The 22,330-nt window shown below is 74.9% G+C and carries 18 protein-coding genes; 3 read left to right on the top strand and 15 right to left on the bottom strand.

All coding sequences use genetic code 11. The features are described 5' to 3' along the window. Positions 1–20 precede the first annotated feature (20 nt). A complete protein-coding gene (locus tag FHX73_RS07280) occupies positions 21–2,210 on the top strand; it encodes a MinD/ParA family ATP-binding protein (protein ID WP_145904203.1) in 2,190 nt (729 codons plus the stop codon). Between the two features lie 57 nt (positions 2,211–2,267). Here FHX73_RS07280 and FHX73_RS07285 read toward each other — a convergent pair whose 3' ends face one another. The 10 genes from FHX73_RS07285 to rimP form a co-directional block, all read right to left on the bottom strand. Next, entirely contained in the window at positions 2,268–3,206 is a 939-nt protein-coding gene (locus FHX73_RS07285; RefSeq protein ID WP_145904204.1) for a bifunctional riboflavin kinase/FAD synthetase, read from the bottom strand. Between the two features lie 62 nt (positions 3,207–3,268). After that, positions 3,269–6,127 (bottom strand): P-loop NTPase family protein, encoded by a 2,859-nt coding sequence (locus FHX73_RS07290; protein WP_145904205.1) that lies wholly within the window; start codon positions 6,125–6,127, stop codon positions 3,269–3,271. Positions 6,128–6,318: 191 nt separating this feature from the next. Beyond that, on the bottom strand, positions 6,319–7,224 hold the full coding sequence (gene truB, locus FHX73_RS07295) for a tRNA pseudouridine(55) synthase TruB (RefSeq protein WP_145904206.1): 906 nt from the start codon (positions 7,222–7,224) through the stop codon (positions 6,319–6,321). Between the two features lie 15 nt (positions 7,225–7,239). Further along, a complete protein-coding gene (locus FHX73_RS07300) occupies positions 7,240–8,322 on the bottom strand; it encodes a DHH family phosphoesterase (protein ID WP_145904207.1) in 1,083 nt (360 codons plus the stop codon). A gap of 2 nt (positions 8,323–8,324) precedes the next feature. Further along, complete coding sequence (gene rbfA, locus FHX73_RS07305; RefSeq protein WP_145904208.1) at positions 8,325–8,783, bottom strand: 30S ribosome-binding factor RbfA; 459 nt, start codon at positions 8,781–8,783, stop codon at positions 8,325–8,327. 159 nt (positions 8,784–8,942) lie between these two features. Continuing rightward, complete coding sequence (locus FHX73_RS07310) at positions 8,943–9,239, bottom strand: DUF503 domain-containing protein (protein ID WP_145904209.1); 297 nt, start codon at positions 9,237–9,239, stop codon at positions 8,943–8,945. A gap of 140 nt (positions 9,240–9,379) precedes the next feature. Then, the gene (gene infB / locus FHX73_RS07315) at positions 9,380–12,502 is read right to left on the bottom strand and encodes a translation initiation factor IF-2 (protein WP_145904210.1); all 3,123 of its coding nucleotides are present in this window, start codon (positions 12,500–12,502) and stop codon (positions 9,380–9,382) included. Positions 12,503–12,691: 189 nt separating this feature from the next. After that, positions 12,692–12,985: a YlxR family protein gene (locus FHX73_RS07320; RefSeq protein ID WP_145908134.1), complete on the bottom strand. Its 294-nt coding sequence runs from the start codon at positions 12,983–12,985 to the stop codon at positions 12,692–12,694. 99 nt (positions 12,986–13,084) lie between these two features. Further along, positions 13,085–14,092, bottom strand: a complete 1,008-nt coding sequence (gene nusA / locus FHX73_RS07325) for a transcription termination factor NusA (RefSeq protein WP_145904211.1) — start codon at positions 14,090–14,092, stop codon at positions 13,085–13,087. A gap of 2 nt (positions 14,093–14,094) precedes the next feature. Then, positions 14,095–14,649: a ribosome maturation factor RimP gene (gene rimP, locus FHX73_RS07330; protein ID WP_145904212.1), complete on the bottom strand. Its 555-nt coding sequence runs from the start codon at positions 14,647–14,649 to the stop codon at positions 14,095–14,097. 255 nt (positions 14,650–14,904) lie between these two features. Here rimP and FHX73_RS47095 point away from each other — a divergent pair, with 255 nt between their 5' ends. Together FHX73_RS47095 and FHX73_RS07340 are read left to right on the top strand one after the other, a co-directional pair. Beyond that, positions 14,905–15,909 carry a ferritin-like domain-containing protein gene (locus FHX73_RS47095; RefSeq protein ID WP_145904213.1) on the top strand — a complete coding sequence of 335 codons (1,005 nt, stop codon included), beginning with the start codon at positions 14,905–14,907 and terminating at the stop codon, positions 15,907–15,909. Between the two features lie 120 nt (positions 15,910–16,029). Further along, positions 16,030–16,926: an aminoglycoside phosphotransferase family protein gene (locus FHX73_RS07340; RefSeq protein WP_246213406.1), complete on the top strand. Its 897-nt coding sequence runs from the start codon at positions 16,030–16,032 to the stop codon at positions 16,924–16,926. Here FHX73_RS07340 and FHX73_RS07345 read toward each other — a convergent pair. The 5 genes from FHX73_RS07345 to dxr form a co-directional block, all read right to left on the bottom strand. Beyond that, positions 16,899–17,468: a GNAT family N-acetyltransferase gene (locus FHX73_RS07345; RefSeq protein ID WP_145904214.1), complete on the bottom strand. Its 570-nt coding sequence runs from the start codon at positions 17,466–17,468 to the stop codon at positions 16,899–16,901. The two genes, FHX73_RS07340 and FHX73_RS07345, sit on opposite strands and share 28 nt — an antisense overlap. Before the next feature lie 25 nt (positions 17,469–17,493). After that, positions 17,494–18,369 (bottom strand): GNAT family N-acetyltransferase, encoded by an 876-nt coding sequence (locus FHX73_RS07350; RefSeq protein ID WP_145908136.1) that lies wholly within the window; start codon positions 18,367–18,369, stop codon positions 17,494–17,496. A 34-nt stretch (positions 18,370–18,403) separates the two neighbouring features. Then, positions 18,404–19,564 carry a flavodoxin-dependent (E)-4-hydroxy-3-methylbut-2-enyl-diphosphate synthase gene (gene ispG, locus FHX73_RS07355; RefSeq protein WP_145904215.1) on the bottom strand — a complete coding sequence of 387 codons (1,161 nt, stop codon included), beginning with the start codon at positions 19,562–19,564 and terminating at the stop codon, positions 18,404–18,406. Positions 19,565–19,685: 121 nt separating this feature from the next. Next, on the bottom strand, positions 19,686–20,993 hold the full coding sequence (locus tag FHX73_RS07360; RefSeq protein ID WP_145904216.1) for a M50 family metallopeptidase: 1,308 nt from the start codon (positions 20,991–20,993) through the stop codon (positions 19,686–19,688). 64 nt (positions 20,994–21,057) lie between these two features. Continuing rightward, a complete protein-coding gene (gene dxr / locus FHX73_RS07365; protein WP_145904217.1) occupies positions 21,058–22,287 on the bottom strand; it encodes a 1-deoxy-D-xylulose-5-phosphate reductoisomerase in 1,230 nt (409 codons plus the stop codon). Positions 22,288–22,330 lie beyond the last annotated feature (43 nt).

Consider the following 22,330-nt stretch of genomic DNA (forward strand, 5'->3'; position numbering starts at 1 on the left):
GCGAACACGAGGGAGCCAAGGTGAGCAGCGATCGGGACGGCGTCTACGTCGGCGACAACGCGGCAGAGGACGACGACGACTGGTCAGACGCGCCCGACTACACTCCCCCGTCCTGGTACACCCAGGGCGAGTCGGCCGCGCCGCAGCCCGCGGCCTCCCCCGCGCAGCCCGTGGTGCCCGGGCCGGGGCTGCCGGTCGAGCCGGTGGCGCCGGCTCCGGTGCCCGCACCCGCGCCGGCCCCCGCTCCCGGGCCCGCGCCCGTGCCGGTCGCCGAACAGCCCGCGCCGGTCGCCCCGGTGGCGGTCCAGGCCGCGCCCGCACCGGTGCCCGCGCCCGCACCGACGCCCGCTCCGGTCGTCGACCAGCCCGCCGCGCAGCAGGCCGCCGCACCGCAGGCCGGTGCTCCCGGCTGGCCGGCCGCGGCGGTCGCCCCGGGCACCGAGGCGACCTCCTTCCTGATGGCCCCGCCGCAGCTCGCCGGGCAGCCCGCGCCGCAGTCCGGCCAGCCGAGCGCCTACCCGGCCGCCGCCTACCCTCCGCACCTGCTGCAGCAGGGCGGGCAGCAGGTGCCGCCGCAGCACCAGGCGCCGCACCCGCAGGCAGCGCAGCAGCCGGTGGAGCCGTCCTGGGCCGCCCAGCAGCAGCCGCCGCAGCACGCCCAAGGCCCGCACGCCCAGCCGCCGTACGCCCAGGCACCGCAGGTCCAGCAGGTCCAGCCCCCGCAGCAGCCGCAGGCCCCGCAGCCCCCGGTGGACCCGCGCCAGGGCGGCTGGCCGCAGGGCACCGGCTGGCAGCAGCCCGCGCCGCAGCCCGCCCCCGGCCCCGCCGTCCCGCACCCGCAGAGCGCGCCGGCCCCCCAGGCCGCCCAGCCCGCCCCGCAGCCGTACCCCGGGCAGCAGCAGGGCGTGCCCCAGCCCCCGGCGGCCTTCCAGCAGCCCGCCCCGCAGCCGCAGGCGCAGGGCGCCCCGCTCGGCTACACCGCCGCGGTCGAGCTCAACTCCGAGCGCCTGCTGCGCAGCCAGCCCAAGCAGCAGCGCCAGACGCCCCGGCTGAAGTTCGGCGGCAAGGCCGCCGCGGCCGAGCGCGAGCGCCGGCTCACCGTCATCCGCACCCCGGTGCTGAGCTGCTACCGGATCGCCGTGATCAGCCTCAAGGGCGGCGTCGGCAAGACCACCACCACCACGGCGCTCGGCGCCACCCTGGCCAGCGAGCGCCAGGACAAGGTGATCGCGATCGACGCCAACCCGGACGCCGGCACCCTGGGCCGCCGGATCAAGCGCCAGACCGGCGCCACCATCCGCGACCTGGTGACGGCGATCCCGCACCTGCGCAGCTACATGGACATCCGTCAGTTCACCTCGCAGGACCAGAACTCCGGCCTGGAGATCCTGGCGAACGACGTGGACCCGGCCGTCTCCACCACCTTCAACGACTCGGACTACCGCCAGGTGATCGACGTGCTGGGCCGCCAGTACCCGATCATCCTGACCGACTCCGGCACCGGTCTGCTGTACAGCGCGATGCGCGGGGTACTGGACCTGGCCGACCAGCTGATCATCGTCGCCACCCCGAGCGTGGACGGCGCCAGCAGCGCCAGCACCACCCTGGACTGGCTCTCCGCGCACGGCTACGCCGACCTGGTGCAGCGCAGCATCACGGTGGTCTCGGGGGTCCGCGAGACCAGCAAGATGATCCGGATCGAGGACATCGTGGCGCACTTCCAGACCCGCTCGCGCGGCGTCGTGGTGGTGCCGTTCGACGAGAGCCTGGCCGCCGGCGCCGAGGTCAACCTGGACATGATGCGGCCCAAGGTGCGCGAGGCCTACTTCGAGCTGGCCACCCTGGTCGGCGAGGACATCGTCCGGGCCCAGCACGCGCAGCAGCAGGCCGGCGGCTGGCAGCAGCAGGCCGCCGGTCCCGCCCAGGGCCAGCCGCCGCAGCAGCAGTGGGCGGCCCAGCCCGGCCCGGCCCAGCCGCAGCCCTGGCACCCCGGCCCGCAGCAGGGCGGCTACCCGCCCCCGCAGCAGGGCTACGGCTACCCCCAGGGCGGCCCGCAAGCCGGCCAGCCCTGGCACCCCGGCCCGCAGCAGGGCGCCCCGGCCCCGCAGCAGCAGGACGGCCCGCCGCCGGGCCACGGCTACCCGGGCCGCGCCCCGCAGCAGCACCAGCAGCCCCCGGCCGGCTACGGCTACCCGCCGCAGCAGCCCTGACCGCACACGGCTGAGGCCCCGTCCGAGTGATCGGACGGGGCCTCAGCCGTCGGTGCGTCAGCCGGTCATCTCCCGGGCCTGCTTGACGTCGTCGGCCATCCGGTCGAGCAGCGCCTCGATGCTGTCGAACTTCTCCATCCCGCGCAGGAAGGCCAGGAACTCGACGGCCACGTGCAGCCCGTACAGGTCCAGGCCGACCCGGTCGATCGCGTAGGCCTCCACCGTCCGGGCGGTGCCGTCGAAGGTCGGGTTGGTGCCGACCGAGATCGCCGCGGGCATCCGGTCGCCGGCGGCGGTCAGCCAGCCCGCGTAGACGCCGTCGGCCGGGACGGCGCTGTGCGCCACGGTGTCCACGTTGGCGGTCGGGTAGCCGAGGTCGCGCCCGCGCTGGGCGCCGCGCACCACCAGGCCCTCGACCCGGTGCGGCCGGCCGAGCACCTCGGCGGCGCCGGTCACGTCGCCCTCGGCGACCAGCCGGCGGACCAGGGTGGAGGAGAACGGCTCGCCGCCGCCCGCCGTGCCGCGCACCTTCAGGTCCAGCACCTCGACCTCGAAGTCGTCCTCGCGGCCGAGCTCGGCCAGCAGCGCCACGTTGCCCGCCGCCCGGTGCCCGAAGCGGAAGTTGGGCCCCTCGATCACCAGCCGGGCGCGCAGCGCCTCGACCAGCACCCGCCGCACGAAGTCCTGCGGCGACTCCTGGGAGAGCTCGGCGGTGAACGGCAGCACCAGCACCGCGTCCACCCCGCGGGCGGCCAGCAGCTCGGCCCGGAACGGGTGCGGGGCGAGCAGCGGCGGGTGGCTGCCGGGGCGCAGCACCTCGCTCGGGTGCGGGTCGAAGGTGACCACGACGGCCTTCGCGTCCAGCTCCCGGGCCCGGTTCACCACCTGGTCGATGACCAGCTGGTGCCCGAGGTGCACACCGTCGAAGGAACCGATGGTGACGACGCTGCGTCCCCAGTCGCCGGGAATCTCCTCCAGGCCGCGCCAGCGCTGCACCCTGACCGCTCCTCTTCCACACCAGCCCCGCTCAGGGGGCTCGACCGCACGGACTCGAACCCCTATAGCGTGCCATGCGCCCCCGGCCGTCCCGGCACCGGAACACCCGCTGCGCCGACCGGGGCCGCGATCACCGGCCGCACCTCTCCCGGAGCCCCCGGGCTCCGGGCCGTGACGCCGGCGGACCGCTCGGCCTCGGCGGCGGCGTACTGCGGGTCGCGGCCCCGCGCCACCGACTCCCGCATCCGGGCCAGCAGCGCACCGCCGACCGGGGGGCGGGCGGCCGCCGGCCAGTCGGCCAGCAGCAGCGCGAAGGCGGCGCAGCGGCCGGCGCAGCGCACCAGCAGCGCGTCCAGCCGGGCCGGCCCGCCCTCGCCGCGGTTCCAGGCATCGGTGATCCGCCGCACCACCGTGCGGCTGCGCTCGTCCTCCTCCCGCCCCGCCTGCTGGGCCACCCGCTCCAGCAGCGGCTCCAGCACGGCCGGGTCGCGCTCGGTGGCGAGCAGCCGGTCCAGGAACTCCCGCCGCAGCCGAGCGCCGTGGGGGTGGCCCCCGCCGGACGCCGGGGCCGGCTGGGCCAGCACCAGGGCGAAGGCCCGGCGCACCGCGACCGGCCGGTCCTCGGCCCCGGCGCCGAGCAGCGCGGTCAGGTCGCCCGGTCCCGCGGTGCCCAGGGCGAGCCGATGGCCCAGGTAGTCGGCGACCAGCTCGGCTCTCTCAGGACTGCCGCGCAGCAGCCGCCCGGCCAGCCGGGTGGCCGGGTCGGGCAGCCCGCTCGGAGCGGCGGCGCCGGTGAGCGGCGGGGCCTCGGCGAGCACCCGCAGCACCGGCGCGACGGCCCCGCCGGGCCGGCCGAGCCGGGCCTCGAAGGCGCCCAGCACCGCGGCCGGGTCGGTGCCCAGCGCGGTGACCAGCACCTCGGGGGTGACGAACGGGTCGTCGGCCGCGTAGGCCGCGAGCGCGGCCGCCAAGTGGTCGGCCCGGGTCGCCGGGTCGCGCACCAGCAGCGCCAGGGCGGCGCCGTGCAGCCCTGGCTCGGCCTCCCGGGCGAGCAGGGCGAGCGCGGCGAAGCCGAGCAGCTGACGGCCGGTCGGACCGGCGTACGGCGCGGCGCGCAGCCCGTGCACGGCGGCGGCCACGTGGCGTTCCGGGCGCCCGTCGTGGCTCCACCGGTCCACCGCCCGGCAGAGCGCCGAGGGCTCCTCGACAGCGAGCACGGTCAGCAGCGCGTCCGCCCTGGGGTGCGCGGCGGCCACCAGAGCCTCCGTCAACTCGTCGACGGCGAAGGCCCGGTGGGCGTAGAGCAGGTCCTGGGCCAGGTCGGCGACGGTGCTGCCGGGGCGGGCCGGCAGGCCGCGCCCGTCGCTGAACCAGGCGCACAGGTGGGCCAGCGCGGCGGGCCCGTCGGCGCGCAGCCGGGCGGCGGCGGAGCGCAGGTGCGCCTGGTCCGGGCCGTCGGCGCGCACCAGCACGGCGAGCAGCGCCCAGCGCCGCGCGGCGGGCAGCGCGAGGGCCTCCCAGAAGGCGGCGCCGAAGCCGGTCAGCGGTCCGTTCGGGCCGTCGCCGGCGAGCCGTTCGGCCAGCCGGTCGAGCAGTTCGGCGTGCGCCTGCGGGTCCGGGCTGCCGGCCAGGCCGGCCCGCAGCAGCCGGGCCGCCCACCAGTGCGCCTCCTCGCCGGCGGCGGGGTCGTCGAGCACCTGCCGGAACCGGTGCAGCCAGGGCTCCAGCGCCCCGGCGCCGTGCCGCTCGCCGAGCCCGCGCAGGGCGGCGGACACCGCGCCGGCCCGGTGGCGGGGCACGCCGGGGCGCTCCCGGGTGGCGAGCAGCCGGGCCGCCGCGCCGGCCAGGTCCAGGTGCCGGCCCTGCAGCCAGTCGGCCACCGCCTCGTGGGCCAGCCGGTAGCCGTCGCCGACCGGCACGAACAGGCCCTCGGCGAGCACGGCCCGGCCCCAGCCGCCGGCGGTCGGGAAGAGCTCGGCGAAGGCGGCCGGGGCGAGCGCGCCCTGGCCGGCGCCGAGCATCCGCCGGGCCGCCTCGTGCACCCGGCCTGCCACGGTGGCGGCGAGTCGGCGCAGTGCGCCCGGCGGCGGCTCGGGCGCCGCGGCCGCCGGGGCCGGCTGGGCGGTGCGGCCGCGGCGGTGCGAGGCGGGGCGGTCGGCGGCGGCGATCCGCCGGGCGATCCGCAGGCAGTGCAGGTCGAGCCAGCCGCCGGCCAGCTCGGCGAAGTCGGCGGCCGCGGTGTCCAGGCCCTCCCGGTGCAGCGGGGCGGCGAGGCGGAGCAGCAGGGGGTACCCCCGGCCTGGCGGCACGGGCACGCCGTAGTGCGCGGCGGCCAGCGCCAGGTCCTCGCCGTGCAGCGGGCCGAGCCGGTGCAGCCGGGCGTGCGCGAGGCCCTCCCGGGCGGCGGTCGGCGACGGCCCGGTCTCCCAGCTCTCCGGGCGGCAGGCGACCAGCAGGCGCACTCCCAGCTCCGCGGCCTGCCGGACGGCGTCGGCCCACCAGTCGGCGTCCAGTGCGGCGGGCGCCTCCTCGGGGCCGTCCAGCAGCACCAGCAGCGGGCGGCCGGCCTCGGCGCAGCAGGCGGCGGCTTCGGCGAGCGGGGCGCCGAGGGCCCGTTCGGCGGCGGCCAGTGGGCCGCGGTCGCCGGGGCGCAGGTCGGCGCCGCGCAGCCAGAGGGTGGGCAGGGGGGCGGTTCCGCCGGCCCGGCGCACGGCGAGTGCGGCCAGTTCGGTGGTCCGCCCGCTGCCGGGTTCGCCGACCAGCACGGTGAGCACGCTGCCGGGTTCCTCGCCGGCGAGCCCGTCGGCGCGCGGCACCCGGTCGGCGGCCAGTTCGGCGATGCGGGCCGGTCCGGCCGTCGCCCGGGCGAGTTGACGGATCGTCAGATCTACTACGGCGTCGAGCCGCTGGCCACTCGTCATCGTTGCCCTCCCGCTGCGGCCGGCACCGCGGGGAGCCTGCCCAGGTGGCCGCCGCGGCGACCCCGGGCGCCCCCTTCACCACGGGCGTTCACTGCGCGCGCTCGCCCGTGCGGGTGAGGCGGGCCTGCGGGCGCGCTCGCCCGTGCGGGTGAGCGCGCCCCCGAACAGCCCGACGGCGGCGGAGGAGCGGGTCAGCCGACGAAGACGGCGACCGGCCGGGCCTGCTCGCCCTTCTCCTCGACCAGCGCCAGGAAGGTGCCGTCCGGCGCGAAGGCCGCGATCGGCCCGGCCACCCCGAGCCCGGGCGCGGCCAGCCGGGCGCCGGTGGCCAGCCGCCGGGCGTCCTCCTCGCCGAGCTCCCAGCGCGGGAACGCGGCTGCGGCGGCCTCGCCGATCGGCAGCACCGAGAACGTCTCCTCCAGCTGCTCCAGGGTGTGCGCCCCGGCCACCTCGTACGGCCCGACCCTGGTCCGCCGCAGCGCCGTCAGGTGCCCGCCGACGCCGAGCCCGGCGCCCAGGTCGCGGGCCAGCGCCCGGATGTAGGTGCCGGAGGAGCACTCCACGGTGACGTCCAGGTCGAGCACCGCGGTGCCGTCCTCGGCCACCGCCTCGCGCAGCCCGTGCACCGTGAAGGAGTGCACCGTGGTCGGGCGGGCGGGCAGCTCGAAGTCCTCGCCCTCGCGGACCCGGTGGTAGGACCGCTTCCCGTCGATCTTGATCGCGCTGACCTTGGACGGCACCTGGAGGATCTCGCCGGTGAGCTCGGCGATCCCGGCGTCGATCGCCGCCCGCTCCAGCCCGAGGGCCGGCACCGAGGCGGTGACCTCGCCCTCCCGGTCGTCGGTGACGGTGGTCTGGCCGAGCCGGATCGTCGCCTCGTAGGTCTTGTCGGTCAGCATCAGGTGGCCGAGCAGCCGGGTGGCCCGCTCGATCCCGATCACCAGCACCCCGGTGGCCATCGGGTCCAGGGTGCCGGCGTGGCCGACCTTCCTGGTCCCGGCCAGCCGGCGCAGTCGGGCGACCACGCCGTGCGAGGTGATGCCTTCGGGCTTGTCCACGATGACCAGGCCGTCCGGCCCGGTGCCTTTGCGCTTCATCGGTTCTTTCTGTCGTCAGTCGTCGAGCGCGGCCCGGAAGGCCGCCAGCACGGCCGGCACGCTCTCCCGGACCGAGAAGCCGGCCGCGGAGGTGTGCCCGCCGCCGCCGAACGCGGCGCACGCGGCGGCCACGTCCACGGCTCCCTTGGAGCGGCAGGACCCGCGCAGCGTGCCGTCCGGGTCCTGCTTGAGCACCAGCGCCACCTCGGCCTCGGCCGGCTTGCGCAGGATGTCGATCAGGCCCTCCAGCTCCTCCACCGGCACCCCGTAGAGCACCAGGTCCTGGTAGGGCACCCAGGTCCACACCAGCCCGCGCCCGCCGACGGCGGCGGGCTCGTAGGCGGCCCGGTCCAGCGCGGCGGCCAGCACCTTGAGGTAGCCGAAGGAGGCGGTGTCCCAGAGCTGGCGGGAGATCAGGTCGTGCCGGATCCCGGTGGCCAGCAGCCGGCCGGCCAGCTCGTGGGTGGCGGGGGTGGTGGCGGCGTACTTGAAGGAGCCGGTGTCGGTGGCGATCCCGGCGTAGAGGCAGGTGGCCAGGTCGCGGTCGAGCGGCACCCGCAGCCGCCGCAGCAGCTCGTCCACCAGCACGGCGGTGGCGGGCGCGGCCGGGTCGATGATCCGGTGGGTGCCGAAGCCGGGGTTGGAGGCGTGGTGGTCGAGCACCACGAGGGTGCGGGCCGCGAAGGCCTTGTCCCGCAGCAGGCCGAGCCGGCCCTCGGAGGCGGTGTCCAGGCAGAGCACCAGTTCGGGCTCGTCGGGCACGGCGGCGGCCGGCACGATCAGCTCCTGCCCGGGCAGGAAGGAGAGCGACTCGGGCACCACCTGCGGGTCGTCGCCGAACGAGACCCGCACGCCGTGCCCGAGCGAGCGCAGCGCCAGGCCGGCCGCCAGGGCGGAGCCGAGCGCGTCGGCGTCGGGGCTGATGTGGCAGACCAGGTCGATGGTGAGGGCCTGGCCGAGCGCGGCCAGGATCCGCTGCCACTCCAGCTCGAAGCCGTCCAATGACTCTTCGCGCTGGCCCGGAAGCACCGCGAGGGCGTCCGCCACCTCGGTGGCGGACGCCCTCGTCGAACCGGCCGCCGCCGGCTCAGCGGTCATGGCTACTCGTCCTCGTCCGCGTCGTCGTCCGCGTCGCGGTCGGCGGCCGGCACCTTGTACGGGTCGGCGTCGCCGGCGTACTGAGCCCCGGAGGCCGCGGTGCGCACTGCCGCGTCCGAGAGCCGCACCCGCTCCAGCAGGTCGTCGATGTTCTTGGCGTTGTCCGGCAGCGCGTCCGCGATGAAGGTCAGCGACGGGGTGAAGCGCACCCCGGTCTGCTTGCCGACCTCGGAGCGCAGCACGCCCTTGGCACTCTCCAGGGCGGCGGCGGTGGCCTCCCGCTCGGTCTCGTCGCCGAAGACCGTGTAGAAGACCGTGGCCTCCCTCAGGTCACCGGTGACGCGGGTGTCGGTGATGGTCACGAAGCCCAGCCGCGGATCCTTGATCCGCCGTTCCAGGGTCTCGGCGACGACCACCTGGATGCGGTCGGCGAGCTTGCGCGCCCTTGCGGTGTCGGTCACATTGCCTCCTCGTGCTGTGGGCACGGTACTGCGGCCGACTGACGTCGGCCCGCGGTCCTCGGGGCCCACGCCCCAAAGTACCGGCCCGCGCCCAGCCTTGTGAGCGCTCTCGGTCCTCGTCGGTGTGACGGTGGCGACGTTCCACCACCGGACCCGACCTCAATCATCGTCGTCGCCGTAGTACCGCCTCCTCGCGGAGAGCAGTTGCACCTCGGGGCGGCCGGCGACCAGCCGCTCGCAGTTGTCCAGGACCTCCGTGACGAACCGGTGCTCGCCGGAGACCACCGCGAGGCCGATCTCGGCCCGGCGGTGCAGGTCCTGGTTCCCGACTTCGGCAGCGCACACGCTGTACTTGCGCTGCAGTTCGGCCACGATGGGCCGCACGATCGAACGCTTCTCCTTGAGCGAGTGGACGTCGCCCAGCAGCAGGTCGAAGGTGAGTGTTCCCACGAACATGTGTGACAGGTCTGAGCCGACCTGGAAGGCCTAGGAGTTCCCCCGCAACCGCGGGGGCCGCTTTCCTGTGACCCTACACAGCGAGACCGGGGCCGGTCGACGGAGATTCCGTCGACCGGCCCCGACCGCTGGCTGCCGCGTTACGCGCGCGGCTTCTCGCGCATCTCGTACGTCTCGATGACGTCCTCCACCTTGATGTCGTTGAACGACCCCAGGGTGACACCGGCCTCGAAGCCCTCGCGGACCTCGGTCGCGTCGTCCTTGAAGCGGCGCAGACCCTCGATGGTGAGGCTCTCCGCCACGACCTTGCCGTCGCGGATGAGGCGGGCCTTGGCGTTGCGGCGCAGCAGGCCCTCGCGGACCAGGACACCGGCGATGTTGCCGAACTTGGAGCTGCGGAAGACCTCGCGGATCTCCGCGGAGCCGAGGCGCACCTCCTCGTACTCCGGCTTGAGCAGGCCCTTGAGCGCGGCCTCGATCTCCTCGATCGCCTGGTAGATGACCGAGTAGTACCGGACGTCGACGCCCTCGCGGTCGGCGGCCGTGCGGGCACGGCCCTCGGCGCGGACGTTGAAGCCGATGATGATCGCGTCCGAGCCCATCGCCAGGTCCACGTCGGACTCGGTGATCGCACCGACGCCGCGGTGCAGGATCCGGAGCTCGACCTCCTCGCCCACGTCCAGCTTGACCAGCGCGTCCTCAAGGGCCTCGACCGAACCGGAGACGTCGCCCTTGATGATGAGGTTGAGCTGCTGGATGCCGCCGGCCGCGATCGCCTGGTCCAGGTTCTCCAGGGAGATCCGCATCGGACGCTTGGCGAACATGGCGTTGCGGTCACGGGCCGAACGCTTCTCGGCGATCTGCCGGGCGGTGCGGTCGTCGTCGACGACGATGAAGCTGTCGCCGGCGCGCGGCACCGAGGTCAGACCGAGCAGCAGGACCGGACGGGACGGGCCCGCCTCCTCGACGTTCTTGCCGTTCTCGTCGAGCATGGCGCGAACGCGGCCGTGGGCGTCGCCCACCGCGATCGAGTCGCCGACCCGCAGCGTTCCACGCTGGACCAGGACGGTCGCCATGGCGCCGCGACCCTTGTCCAGGTGCGCCTCGATGGCGATGCCCTGCGCGTCCTGCTCCGGGTTGGCCCGCAGGTCCAGCGAGGCGTCCGCGGTCAGGACCACGGCCTCCAGCAGCTGGTCGATGTGCAGGCCCTGGCGCGCGGAGATGTCGACGAACATGGTGTCGCCGCCGTACTCCTCGGCCACCAGACCGAACTCGGTCAGCTGACCGCGGACCTTCACCGGGTCGGCGCCCTCGACGTCGATCTTGTTGACGGCGACCACGATCGGCACACCCGCGGCCTTGGCGTGGTTCAACGCCTCGACCGTCTGCGGCATGACACCGTCGTTGGCCGCGACCACCAGGATCGCGATGTCGGTGGACTTCGCACCACGGGCACGCATGGCGGAGAACGCCTCGTGACCCGGGGTGTCCAGGAAGGTGATCTTCCGGTCCTCGCCGTTGACCTCGGCGGTGACCTGGTAGGCACCGATGTGCTGGGTGATGCCACCGGCCTCGCCGGCCACCACGTTGGACTTGCGGATCGCGTCCAGCAGGCGGGTCTTACCGTGGTCGACGTGACCCATGACGGTCACGACCGGCGGCCGCGGCATGAGCTCGCTCTCGTCGCCCTCGTCGGCACCGAAGTCGATGTCGAAGGACTCCAGCAGCTCGCGGTCCTCGTCGTCACGGCTGACGATCTCGAGGATGAAGCCCATCTCGCCGGCCAGCAGCTCAAGAGTGGCGTCCGCGACCGACTGGGTCGCGGTGACCATCTCACCGAGGTTGAACATCACCGAGACGAGCGCGGCCGGGTTGGCGTTGATCTTCTCCGCGAAGTCCATCAGCGAGGCACCACGCGACAGCCGGACCGTCTGGCCGTTGCCGCGCGGCAGCATCACGCCGCCGACGGACGGGGCCTGCATGGCCTCGTACTCCTGGCGCTTCGCCCGCTTCGACTTGCGACCACGGGCCGGGCGACCGCCCGGGCCACGGCCGAAGGCACCCTGCGTGCCACCACGGGCACCCGGGCCGCCGGGACGACCGCCGAAGCCGCCCGGACGCGGGCCGCCGCCACCGAAGCCGCCGCCGCCACCGGCGCCACCCGGACGGGGGCCGCCGAAGCCGCCGCCACCGGCCGGACGCGAGCCCGGACCGGCCGGACGACCGGCGAAGCCGGGACGGGCGCCACCGGCGCCGCCACCCGGACCACCAGGACGGCCACCGGGGCCGCCCGGACCACGGCCACCGGGGCCGGGACGCGGACCGGTACCCGGGCCGGGACGCTGCGGCATCATGCCCGGGTTCGGGCGCGGCATGCCGGAGGGGCTGGGCGCACCGGGACGCGGACCGGCCGGACGGGGCATCCCGTCGGGACGCGGAGCACCGGCACCGGCGCCGGGACCACCCGGACGCGGCGCACCACCGGGACGGGGACCGCGGTCCCCACCCGGCGCACCGGCCGGACGCGGACGGTCGCCGCCCGGACGCGGGCCGCGCTCGCCACCGGGCGCACCGGCCGGACGCGGACGGTCGCCACCGGGACGCGGGCCGCGCTCACCGGCGGGGGCACCGCCGGGACGCGGGCCGCGCTCGCCACCCGGCGCACCCGGACGGCGGTCGCCGGGCCGGGCCATGCCGGTGGCACCACCGGAGGTGAAGGGGTTGTTGCCCGGACGCGGGCCGGCCGGACGCGGGCCCGGACGGGCGCCACCGGCGGCGGAGCCGGCCGGACGCGGGGCCGACGAAGCGGCCGGACGCGCGGCCGGAGCCTCGGCGGGCGCCGGGGAGGAGAACTCGGCCGCCGGAGCCGCCGGGGCGGCGGGGCGGGCAGCCGGACGCGGACCCGGAGTCGGGGCGCTCGACCGCGGGGCGGCGGCGGGGGCCGCCGGAGCGGCCGGGGCCGCCGCGGCCGGGGGGGTGGCCGGCGCCGCGGGGGCGGCCGGCGCGGGGGGACGGGGACCCGGCTTGGGAGCACCCGCTCCGCCGGGGGTCGGCGCCGCGGGCTTCCGCGGGCCGGGCTTCGCAGCGGAGCCACCGGACGGCGGCGTCGCACCCAAAGCGTCAGTCAACTTGCGCACAACCGGCGCCTCGATCGTCGAGGACGCCGAACGGACGAACTCACCCAGCTCGGTCAGCTTGGCCATGACGGCCTTGCTCTCCAAGCCCAGTTCCTTGGCGAGTTCGTATACCCGGACCTTAGCCACTTCGCTCCTGTCTATAAGTCCGGGGTCGTTGTCCGCCGGACCGTCGCTACTTCATGGGCGTACTCATCGCGTACTCATCGAGTGCTCATCGCAATCTCGACCTACTTCCATCTCGCGAGGTACCTGACTGTGGCGCGGTGCACCTGGGTGCCCGTGCCGTGCTCCGTACGGTGGTTCTCCCCTGGGCGCTCAGGGCGCCGGGGCACTGTCCGACCCGACCGCGACGTGCTGCCGCAGCGGCTCCGTGTCGAGCGCGCCCTGGGCCCGGAAGGCCCGTGAGAACGCCCGGCGGCGGACTGCCAGGTCGAGGCAGGACTGCTCGGGGTGCAGGTACGCGCCCCGACCAGGCAGCGTGCCCCGGGGATCGGGGACGCACACGCCCTCGACCGCCGTGACCCGCAACAGCTCGTGCTTGGCCGCTCGCTTGCGGCAGCCCACGCAGGTGCGTTCAGGGCATGCGCGGGCACGCGTCCGGCCGGACACCATCAAGTCTACCCCTCCACCGGGAGTGAACGCGGCCCCACCGATCAGGGCGGGGCCACGACCACCAGACGACAACACACTCACTCGGCGTGGGATTCCTTAATCCTGGGGGCGATCCTGCTCGCCGCCGGCGGCGTCGGTGTCCGGCCGGATGTCGATCCGCCAGCCGGTGAGACGGGCGGCCAGGCGGGCGTTCTGGCCCTCCTTGCCGATCGCCAGCGAGAGCTGGTAGTCCGGCACGATCACCCGGGCGGAGCGCTGCTGCAGGTCGACGATCTCCACCTTGGTCACCCGCGCGGGGGACAGCGCGCTGGCCACCATCTCGGCCGGGTCGTCCGACCAGTCGACGATGTCGATCTTCTCGCCGTGCAGCTCGGCCATCACGTTGCGCACCCGGCCGCCCATCGGGCCGATGCAGGCGCCCTTGGCGTTCAGGCCGGACCGGCGGGAGACCACGGCGATCTTGGTGCGGTGGCCGGCCTCGCGGGCGATCGCGGCGATCTCCACCGAGCCGTCCGCGATCTCCGGCACCTCCAGGGCGAAGAGCTTCTTCACCAGGTTGGGGTGGGTGCGGGAGAGCGTCACCGAGGCGCCGCGGACGCCGCGGCGCACCGCCACCACGTAGCTGCGCAGCCGGGTCCCGTGCTTGTACTCCTCGCCGGGCACCTGCTCCTGCGGGGGCAGGATCGCCTCCAGCTTGCCGATGTCGACCAGCACGTTCTTCGGGTCGTTGCCCTGCTGGACGACACCGGTGACGATGTCGCCCTCCTTGCCGGCGTACTCGCCGAAGGTCTGGTCGTCGGCGGCGTCGCGCAGCCGCTGCAGGATCACCTGCTTGGCGGTGGTCGCCGCGATCCGGCCGAAGCCGCTCGGGGTGTCGTCGAACTCCTTGGGCTCGGCGCCCTCGTCCAGCTCGTTCGCGTCCTCAAGCGCCCACACGGTCACATGGCCGGTCTTGCGGTTCAGCTCGACGCGGGCGCGGCGGCGCGAGCCCTCGGTCCGGTGGTAGGCGATGAGGAGCGCCGACTCGATCGACTCGACCAACAGGTCGAACGGGATGTTCTTCTCGGTCACCAGCCCACGCAGGGCACTCATGTCGATGTCCACGGCTACGCCTCCTCTTCTTCCTCGGCGAGCTCCGGCTCGTCCGTGACGTCCTCGTCCTCGGACAGCAGCTGCTCGTCCTCCTTGCGGTTGAACTCCACCTGGATCCGCGCCTTGGCCACCTCGGTGAACTCCAGGCGGCGCTCCTTGGCGCGGCCCCGGCCCTTCACCGGCTGGACCTCGACCAGCGCGCCGGTCTCGTCGCTCTCCAGGATCCGGGCGACCAGCTCGCCGCCCTCGGTCAGCTGGACCTTGACCAGCCGGCCGGTGTTGCGCCGCCAGTGCCGCGGCTCGGTGAGCGGGCGGTCCACGCCCGGCGAGCCGACCTCCAGGACGTACGCCGCGCTGCCCATCACGTCACCGGCGTCCAGCGCCTGGCCGACCTCCCGGCTGAACTCCGCGATCGCGTCCAGATCCACGCCGCCGTCGGCGTCCACGTCGATCTGCACCTGGCGGCGGCTGCCGGCCTGGGTCACCTTGACGTCCTCAAGGTCCAGGCCCGCCTGCTCGGCCAGCGGCTCCAACAAGGCACGCAGCCGATCGATGGGGGTGGTGCTCATCCGGGTGACTCCTCGGCCGCGTCTGCTGTTGTCAGAGGTCGTAACTCGTGCCAAAGCCTATCGGGTCGACCATCCAACCGCCGATTCCGGTGCCCGGCGGCGAGCCCCGCACTAGGAGCTCGGCGGTGCGGACGGTAGCGTCCACCCGGGCGGGCACAACTCTTTCACCGTGTGAACTCCACGTTGGGGCCCGGCGAACCACCAACCACGCACCGGGGGCCTCGGCGGCTCCCGCACGACCACGGGAGCACGTCGATGCAGTCCACCAGCCGGCGGACCTTCCTCGCCATCGCCGCACTGGCGAGCGCCGGCACACTGGCCGCCTGCACCTCCGGGTCGGACGGCCCGGGCCCGAAGGCCGGCTCCGGCCGCCACGACGACCCCGACCTGCCGCTGCGCGGCAAGGCGGTGGCCTCCGTCGACGCGCTGCTGGCCCAGTACGCGACCGCCCAGCCCGGGGCGAACGCGGCACTGCTGACCCAGCTGCGCGGCGAACTGGCCACCGAGCGGGCCGCGCTGGCCACCGGACTGCCCGCCGGCACGCCCGCCGCGAGCGCCGGCCCGTCCGGCGCCACCGCCGCCCCGGCATCCCCCGCCGCACTGGCCACCGCCGAGAAGACCACCGCGCTGGCGCTGCTGGCCGCCCTGCCGACCGCCTCCGGCGCCCTCGCCCGCCTGCTCGCCTCGGCGTCGGCGGCCGGCGCGCTGCGGGCCGTCCGGCTCGGCGACCAGTCCCCGCTGCCCGCCGACGCCCCGTCAGCCTCCCCCTCCCCCAGCGCCTCCCCGACCCAGCCGGCCCTCGCCGCCGGCGCCACCACCGCGCTGCAGGCCGCGCTGGCCGGCGAACACGCGGCCGTCTACGCCTACGGCGTGATCGGCGCCCGCACCGCCGCCGGCCCCCGCCGCGAGGACGTGCGCGCCTGCTACGCCGAGCACCAGGCCCGCCGGGACTCCTGGGACCGGCTGCTGGCCGGCTCCGGCGCCACCCCGACCGCCGCCGCCCCCGGCTACCGGCTGCCCACCCCGGTCACCGACGAGGCGAGCGCCATCCGGCTGGCCGCCGAGGTGGAGCAGCGGCTCACCGCCGTCTACGCGGACCTGGTCGCCGCCGCCGACGGCCAGCTGCGGATACGGGCCGCCACCGCGCTGCGCGAGACCGCCCTGCAGTGCGCCCACTGGGGCGGCACCCCCGGGCCGCTGCCCGGCCTGCCCGCCCCGGCGGCCGGCGGCACGGCCTCGCCGTCCGGCAGTCCGCGCTGACCCGATCGGCGCGCTGACCAGGGCCGTCGGCCGTGGATCGCCCACAATGACGGGGTGGGAAGCAACGGGGGCAGCACCAGACGGAAGGCCGGCATGGCGTCAGCAGCAGCAGGATTCAGCGTGCCCGACCGGCTCCGGGACGGCGTGCGGGCCCGGCTCGGCGCGACCGGCGAGCCCTGGCTGGCCGCCCTGCCCGAGCGGGTGGCCCGGCAGTTGGAGCACTGGGAGCTGACCCTGGACCGGGTGGTCGACCCCGGCGGCCGGCTCAGCCTGGTCTGCCAGGTCCGCCGGGCCGACAACTCCCCCGCCGTGCTCAAGGCCGGCCTGGTCACCCCGGAGACCGCCCAGGAGCACACCGCGCTGGAGCACTGGGCCGGCCGCGGCGCGGTGCTGCTGCTGGACTCCGCGCCGGCCGACGGGTTCCTGCTGCTGGAGCGGCTGCACGGCGAGATCCCGCTGCGCTCGCTCACCGAGGCGAAGGCGATGCTGGAGGCGACCAGCCTGCTGCGCCGGCTCTGGACGGCGCCGCCGACCCGGACCGCGGTGACCCCACTGGCCGAGCGGGTGGAGCTGCGCACCTCCTGGCTGGGCGGGCAGGCGGAGCTGGCCGACCGGCTGGACGCCCGTCCGCTGCTGGACCAGGCCCTGGCCACCGCCGACGAGTTGCTCGGCTCGGCCGGCGAGGAGCTGCTGCTGCACGGTGACTTCCACCACGGCAACGTGCTGGCGGCCGACCGCGCGCCCTGGCTGGCCATCGACCCGCAGCCGCTGGTCGGCGAGCGCGCCTTCGACCTGGCCTGGCTGGCCCAGGACCGCAAGGAGACGCTGGCCGCCGCGCCCAGCCCGCAGGGGGCCGCCCGGCGCCGGCTGCACCAGCTGGCCGAGGCGGTCGAGGTGGACGTGGACCGGCTGCGCGGCTGGACCCTGTTCCGCACCGTGGCGGCGGGGTTGACCGCGCTGGCCGGCGGCGACCGGACCGGGGCGGAGCGCTACCTGGAGTTCGCCGGCGCGCTGTAGGAGCGGTCCAGCAGCGGGAGGCGGGCGCCCATCACGGTGTACGGCCGGTCGGTGTTCGGGAACGGCACCGCGCGGGCCAAGTCCCGGTAGCCCAGGGAGCGGTAGAGCCGGCGGGCCGGGGTCTCGGCGTCGATCGCGGAGAGGATCGAGCGGTCCAGGCCGGAGCGCTCGCACAGGGTGCGGATCAGCGTGCTGCCCAACCCCCGGCCCTGGTACTGCGGGAGCACGTGCAGCTCGGTGATCGCGAAGACGCCGTCCAGCCAGTCCACGTGGCCCCTGGCCGCCAGGTACGGCTCGATCACGGTGCTCCACCAGTGCTCGCGCTGGTTCGGCATGCCGTAGCCGAAGCCGACCAGCCGGTCACCGGCCAGCGCGCCGAAGGCGAGCACCCCGGACTGCTGGGCGTGCCGGCCGACGATGTGCAGCCGCACCGCGACCTCCTGCGCCGACAGGCCGAAGGCCTGTGCCTGCACCTCCAGTGCGTACGGCGCCCAGGCGGCCAGGTCGATCGGCCGCACGGTCACCTCGGTGAGCTGCTCCATGCCCGGGACGTTACTCCAGTCCCGGCTAGAAGAGGACCGACATGAACGCACCGACCTCGCGGAACCCGACCCGGTGGTACGCGGCCCGGGCCGGCAGGTTGTAGTCGTTGACGTAGAGGCTGACCACCGGGGCGACCTCGCGCAGCGCGATCTCCAGCACCGCGGCCATGCCGGACTCGGAGAGCCGCTTGCCGCGGTGCGCGGGGGCCACCCAGACGCCCTGGATCTGGCAGGCGCCCTCGGCGACCGCGCCGATCTCGGCCTTGAAGAGCACCTCGCCCTGCTCCGAGATGCGGGCGAACGACCGTCCGGTGCCGACCAGTTCGCCCACCCGGGCCTGGTAGAGCAGGCCGCCGTCGCCGGCCAGCGGGGAGATCCCGACCTCCTCGGTGAACATCGCCACGCAGGCCGGCATCAGCAGGTCCAGCTCGTCCCGGCGGACCCGGCGCACCAGCGGGTCGGGCGCCACCTCGGTGGCCGGCTCGGTGGCGGCCATCAGCGGCTGGTGGCCGCGCACCTCGCGGGCCGGGCCCCAGCTGCGCTCCAGCAGCGCCCAGAGCTGGGCGGTCGGCCCGGCCGGGCCGACGATCGAGGAGCAGCGCCGGCCCTGCCGCCGGGCGCGCTCGGCGAAGGCCCGGACGGCCTGCGGATTGGCGTTGATCGGCACCAGGTTGGCGCCCGCGTAGCAGAGCGACTCCAGCCGGCCGTCCTGGTCGAACCAGCCCCACATCTCGCCGCCGAGCCGCCAGGGGTCCAGCCCGACGGCCTCGACCCGGGTGGCCACGAAGGCGTTGGTCACCGGGTCGCGGTGCAGCACCTCAAGGGTGTCGGCCAGGTCGGCGGCCTCCAGCAGCCTGGTGGCAGCCAGCGCCCGGGCGGCCTGCAGCGCGCCCGGGAGCATCACGCCTCGATCGAGCACTGTGTCCCACTCACCGTCAGTCGGCGGCGATCACGGTCGGGGTGCCGGAGGCGACGCCGTCCGCCTGCATCTCCTCGGCCAGCTTCAGGGCCTCCTCGATCAGGGTCTCGACGATCTTCGACTCGGGCACGGTCTTGATCACCTCGCCCTTGACGAAGATCTGCCCCTTGCCGTTGCCGGAGGCGACGCCGAGGTCGGCCTCGCGGGCCTCGCCCGGGCCGTTGACGACGCAGCCCATGACGGCGACCCGCAGCGGCACGTCCATGCCCTCCAGGCCCGCGGTGACCTCCTCCGCCAGCTTGTACACGTCCACCTGCGCGCGGCCGCAGGACGGGCAGGAGACGATCTCCAGGCCGCGCTGACGCAGGTTCAGCGACTCCAGGATCTGGATGCCGACCTTGATCTCCTCCACCGGCGGAGCCGACAGCGAGACCCGGATGGTGTCGCCGATGCCCTCCGCCAGCAGCGCGCCGAACGCCACCGCGGACTTGATCGTGCCCTGGAACGCCGGGCCGGCCTCGGTCACGCCCAGGTGCAGCGGGTAGTCGCAGGCGGCGGCGAGCTGCCGGTAGGCGTTGATCATCACGACCGGGTCGTTGTGCTTCACCGAGATCTTGATGTCCCGGAAGCCGTGCTCCTCGAACAGCGAGCACTCCCACAGCGCCGACTCGACCAGCGCCTCGGGGGTGGCCTTGCCGTACTTCTCCAGCAGCCGCTTGTCCAGCGAGCCGGCGTTGACGCCGATCCGGATCGGCACGCCCGCCTGCGAGGCCGCCTTGGCGATCTCGCCGACCTTGTCGTCGAAGGCCTTGATGTTGCCCGGGTTCACCCGGACCGCGGCGCAGCCGGCGTCGATCGCGGCGAACACGTACTTCGGCTGGAAGTGGATGTCCGCGATCACCGGGATCTGCGACTTCTTCGCGATGATCGGCAGCGCGTCCGCGTCGTCCTGCGAGGGCACCGCCACCCGCACGATCTGGCAGCCGGAGGCGGTCAGCTGCGCGATCTGCTGCAGCGTGGCGTTGACGTCCGAGGTCAGCGTGGTGGTCATCGACTGCACCGACACCGGCGCATCGCCGCCGACCGGCACGTTGCCCACCATGATCTGCCGGGAGACCCGGCGAGTGGCGAGCGGCTTGAGCGGCAGCGACGGAATGCCGAGCGAGATCGCGGTCATGTGCGCAGGTTTCCCCGGAGATTGAGGTGACGGGCGACGCCGGGCGCGCGCATCGCGCACGCCCGGCGTCCAACGGTACGGCACCCGGGGGACCGCTCCGCACGCCCCCTTGCGGGTCGGCCTAGCTGATCTTCACCGGGTTGATCACGTCGGCGATCAGCACCAGCAGGGTGAAGCCGATGAAGATGCTGGCCACCACGTAGGCCACCGGCATCAGCTTGGCCACGTCGAACGGGCCGGGGTCGGGACGCTTGAACAGCGCGGCCGCCCGCCGGCGCACCGACTCCCAGAGCGCGCCCGCCACGTGCCCGCCGTCCAGCGGCAGCAGCGGCAGCATGTTGAACAGGAAGAGCGACAGGTTGATCCCGGCCAGCAGGTTGACCATGAAGGCCACCTTCTGGGTGGCCGGCATGTGCATCGCGAAGACCTCGCCGCCGACCCGGGCCGCGCCGACCATGCCGACCGGCTGGTCGGCCGTGCGCGGGGTGCCCTTGACCACCGAGTCCCACAGCGCCGGGATCTTGCCGGGCAGCGCGATCAGCGAGTGCAGGCCGGTGTCGGCCATGTCGGTCATCCGGCTGACGCTGTCGCCGAAGCCCAGCTGCACCACGCCGGTGGTCGGGGTGATGCCGAGGAAGCCGGCGGTCACCGGCTTGGCGTTCGGCACCGGGTTGCCGTTCTTGTCCAGCTTGGCCAGCTGGTTGGTCTGGATCGCCGCGGTCAGCGAGAGCTCCCGGCCGGCGCGCTGCACCACGACCGGCACGGTCCGGCCGGCCGCGCCGCGGATGTCGGACTGCAGCTGGTCGTAGCTGGTGATCCGGTCGCCGCCGAAGGAGACGATCCTGTCACCGGCGCGCAGCCCCGCGGCCGCGGCCGGCGAGGCCGGGGCGTTCGCCGGGCAGGTGTCGGTGGCGGCGGTGACCGGCACCACGCACTGCGAGACGGTGCCGACGATCGGCAGCGACTTCGGCACCCCGAAGCCCATCATCGCGATCAGGAAGAGCGCGAACGCCAGGATCAGGTTCATGAACGGCCCGGCGAACATCACGATGACGCGCTTCCAGGGCTTGCGGGTGTAGAACAGCCGGTCCTCGTCGCCGGGCAGCAGCTCCTCGTAGGAGGCCTCCCGGGCGTCCTCGATCATCGAGCGCCAGGGCGAGCTGCTGCGCTTGGTGATCCGGCCGTCCGGCCCGGGCGGGAACATCCCGATCATCCGGATGTAGCCGCCCAGCGGGATCGCCTTGAAGCCGTACTCCGTCTCGCCCTTCTTCCGGGACCAGATGGTCGGGCCGAAGCCGACCATGTACTGCGGCACCCGGATCTTGAAGAGCTTCGCCGTGGAGAGGTGGCCCAGCTCGTGCCAGGCGATCGAGAAGAGCAGGCCGAGGAAGAAGACCGCGATGCCGACCACCGTCATCACTGCTGTCACCGCTGGTCCTCCGTCGTATCGCTGCCATTGCGCGTGGTGCGCCCGCTCGCTCCCGGCACGGCGGTCAGCCGGCCGCCAGCTCGCGGGCCCGGGCCCGGGCCCAACCCTCCGCATCGAGGACGTCCTCGACCGTCAGGGAAGTTCCCCGCCCCCGGGTGTCGTGCTCGGCCACCACCTTGGCGACCGCGTCCACGATCCCGGTGAAGGCCAGCCGGCCGGCCAGGAACGCGTGCACGCACTCCTCGTTCGCCGCGTTGAAGACCGCCGGCGCGGTCCCGCCGAGCGTACCCACCTCGCGGGCGAGCCCGACGGCCGGGAAGGCCTCGTCGTCCAGCGGGAAGAACTCCCAGGTGGCGGCCTTGGTCCAGTCGCAGCCGGGAGCGGCCTGCGCGACCCGGTCCGGCCAGCCGAGGCCGAGCGAGATCGGCATCCGCATGTCCGGCGGGCTGGCCTGGGCCAGCGTCGAGCCGTCCGTGTACTCCACCATCGAGTGCACGATCGACTGCGGGTGCACCACCACGTCGATCCGGTCGAACGGGATGTCGAAGAGCAGGTGCGCCTCGATCACCTCCAGGCCCTTGTTGACCAGGGTGGCCGAGTTGACCGTCACCATCGGGCCCATCGCCCAGGTCGGGTGGGCCAGCGCCTCCTGCGGGGTGACCCCGGCCAGCTGGTCCCGGGTGCGGCCGCGGAACGGACCGCCGCTCGCCGTCACCACCAGCCGGCGCACCTCGCGCGGGGACCCCGCGGTCAGCGCCTGGAAGAGCGCGGCGTGCTCCGAGTCCACCGGCACGATCTGGCCCGGCGCGGCCACCGCCTTCACCAGCGGGCCGCCGACGATCAGCGACTCCTTGTTGGCCAGCACCAGCACCCGGCCGGCCCGCAGCGCGGCCAGCGTGGGCGCCAGGCCGATCGAGCCGGTGATCCCGTTCAGCACCGAGTGGCAGGGCAGCTGGGCCAGCTCGGTGGCGGCCTCCGGGCCGGCCAGCACGGTGGGCAGCGGGCGCCCAGCGGCCCGCTCGGCCAGCGCCGCCCGCAGCGCGGCCCCGGCCTCCGCCCGGGCCACCGCGACGGTGTGCACGCCCAGCTGGAACGCCTGCTCGGCCAGCAGCTCGACCTGACCGCCGCCGGCCGAGAGCGCCACCACCCGGAACCGGTCCGGGTTGCGGAGCACGATGTCGATGGCCTGGGTGCCGATCGAGCCGGTGGACCCGAGGATCACCAGCTCCCGGGGACCTGACGGGTCGTCGACTACCGGGGTGAAGCGCAGCTGCGGATGGGCGAGCGAGTTCATGGGCTCCATTGTGGCGTGCCGCCGGGGCACCGGGTGCCAGGAG

Source organism: Kitasatospora viridis (genome assembly GCF_007829815.1).
GTDB classification, from domain to species: Bacteria; Actinomycetota; Actinomycetes; order Streptomycetales; family Streptomycetaceae; genus Kitasatospora; species Kitasatospora viridis.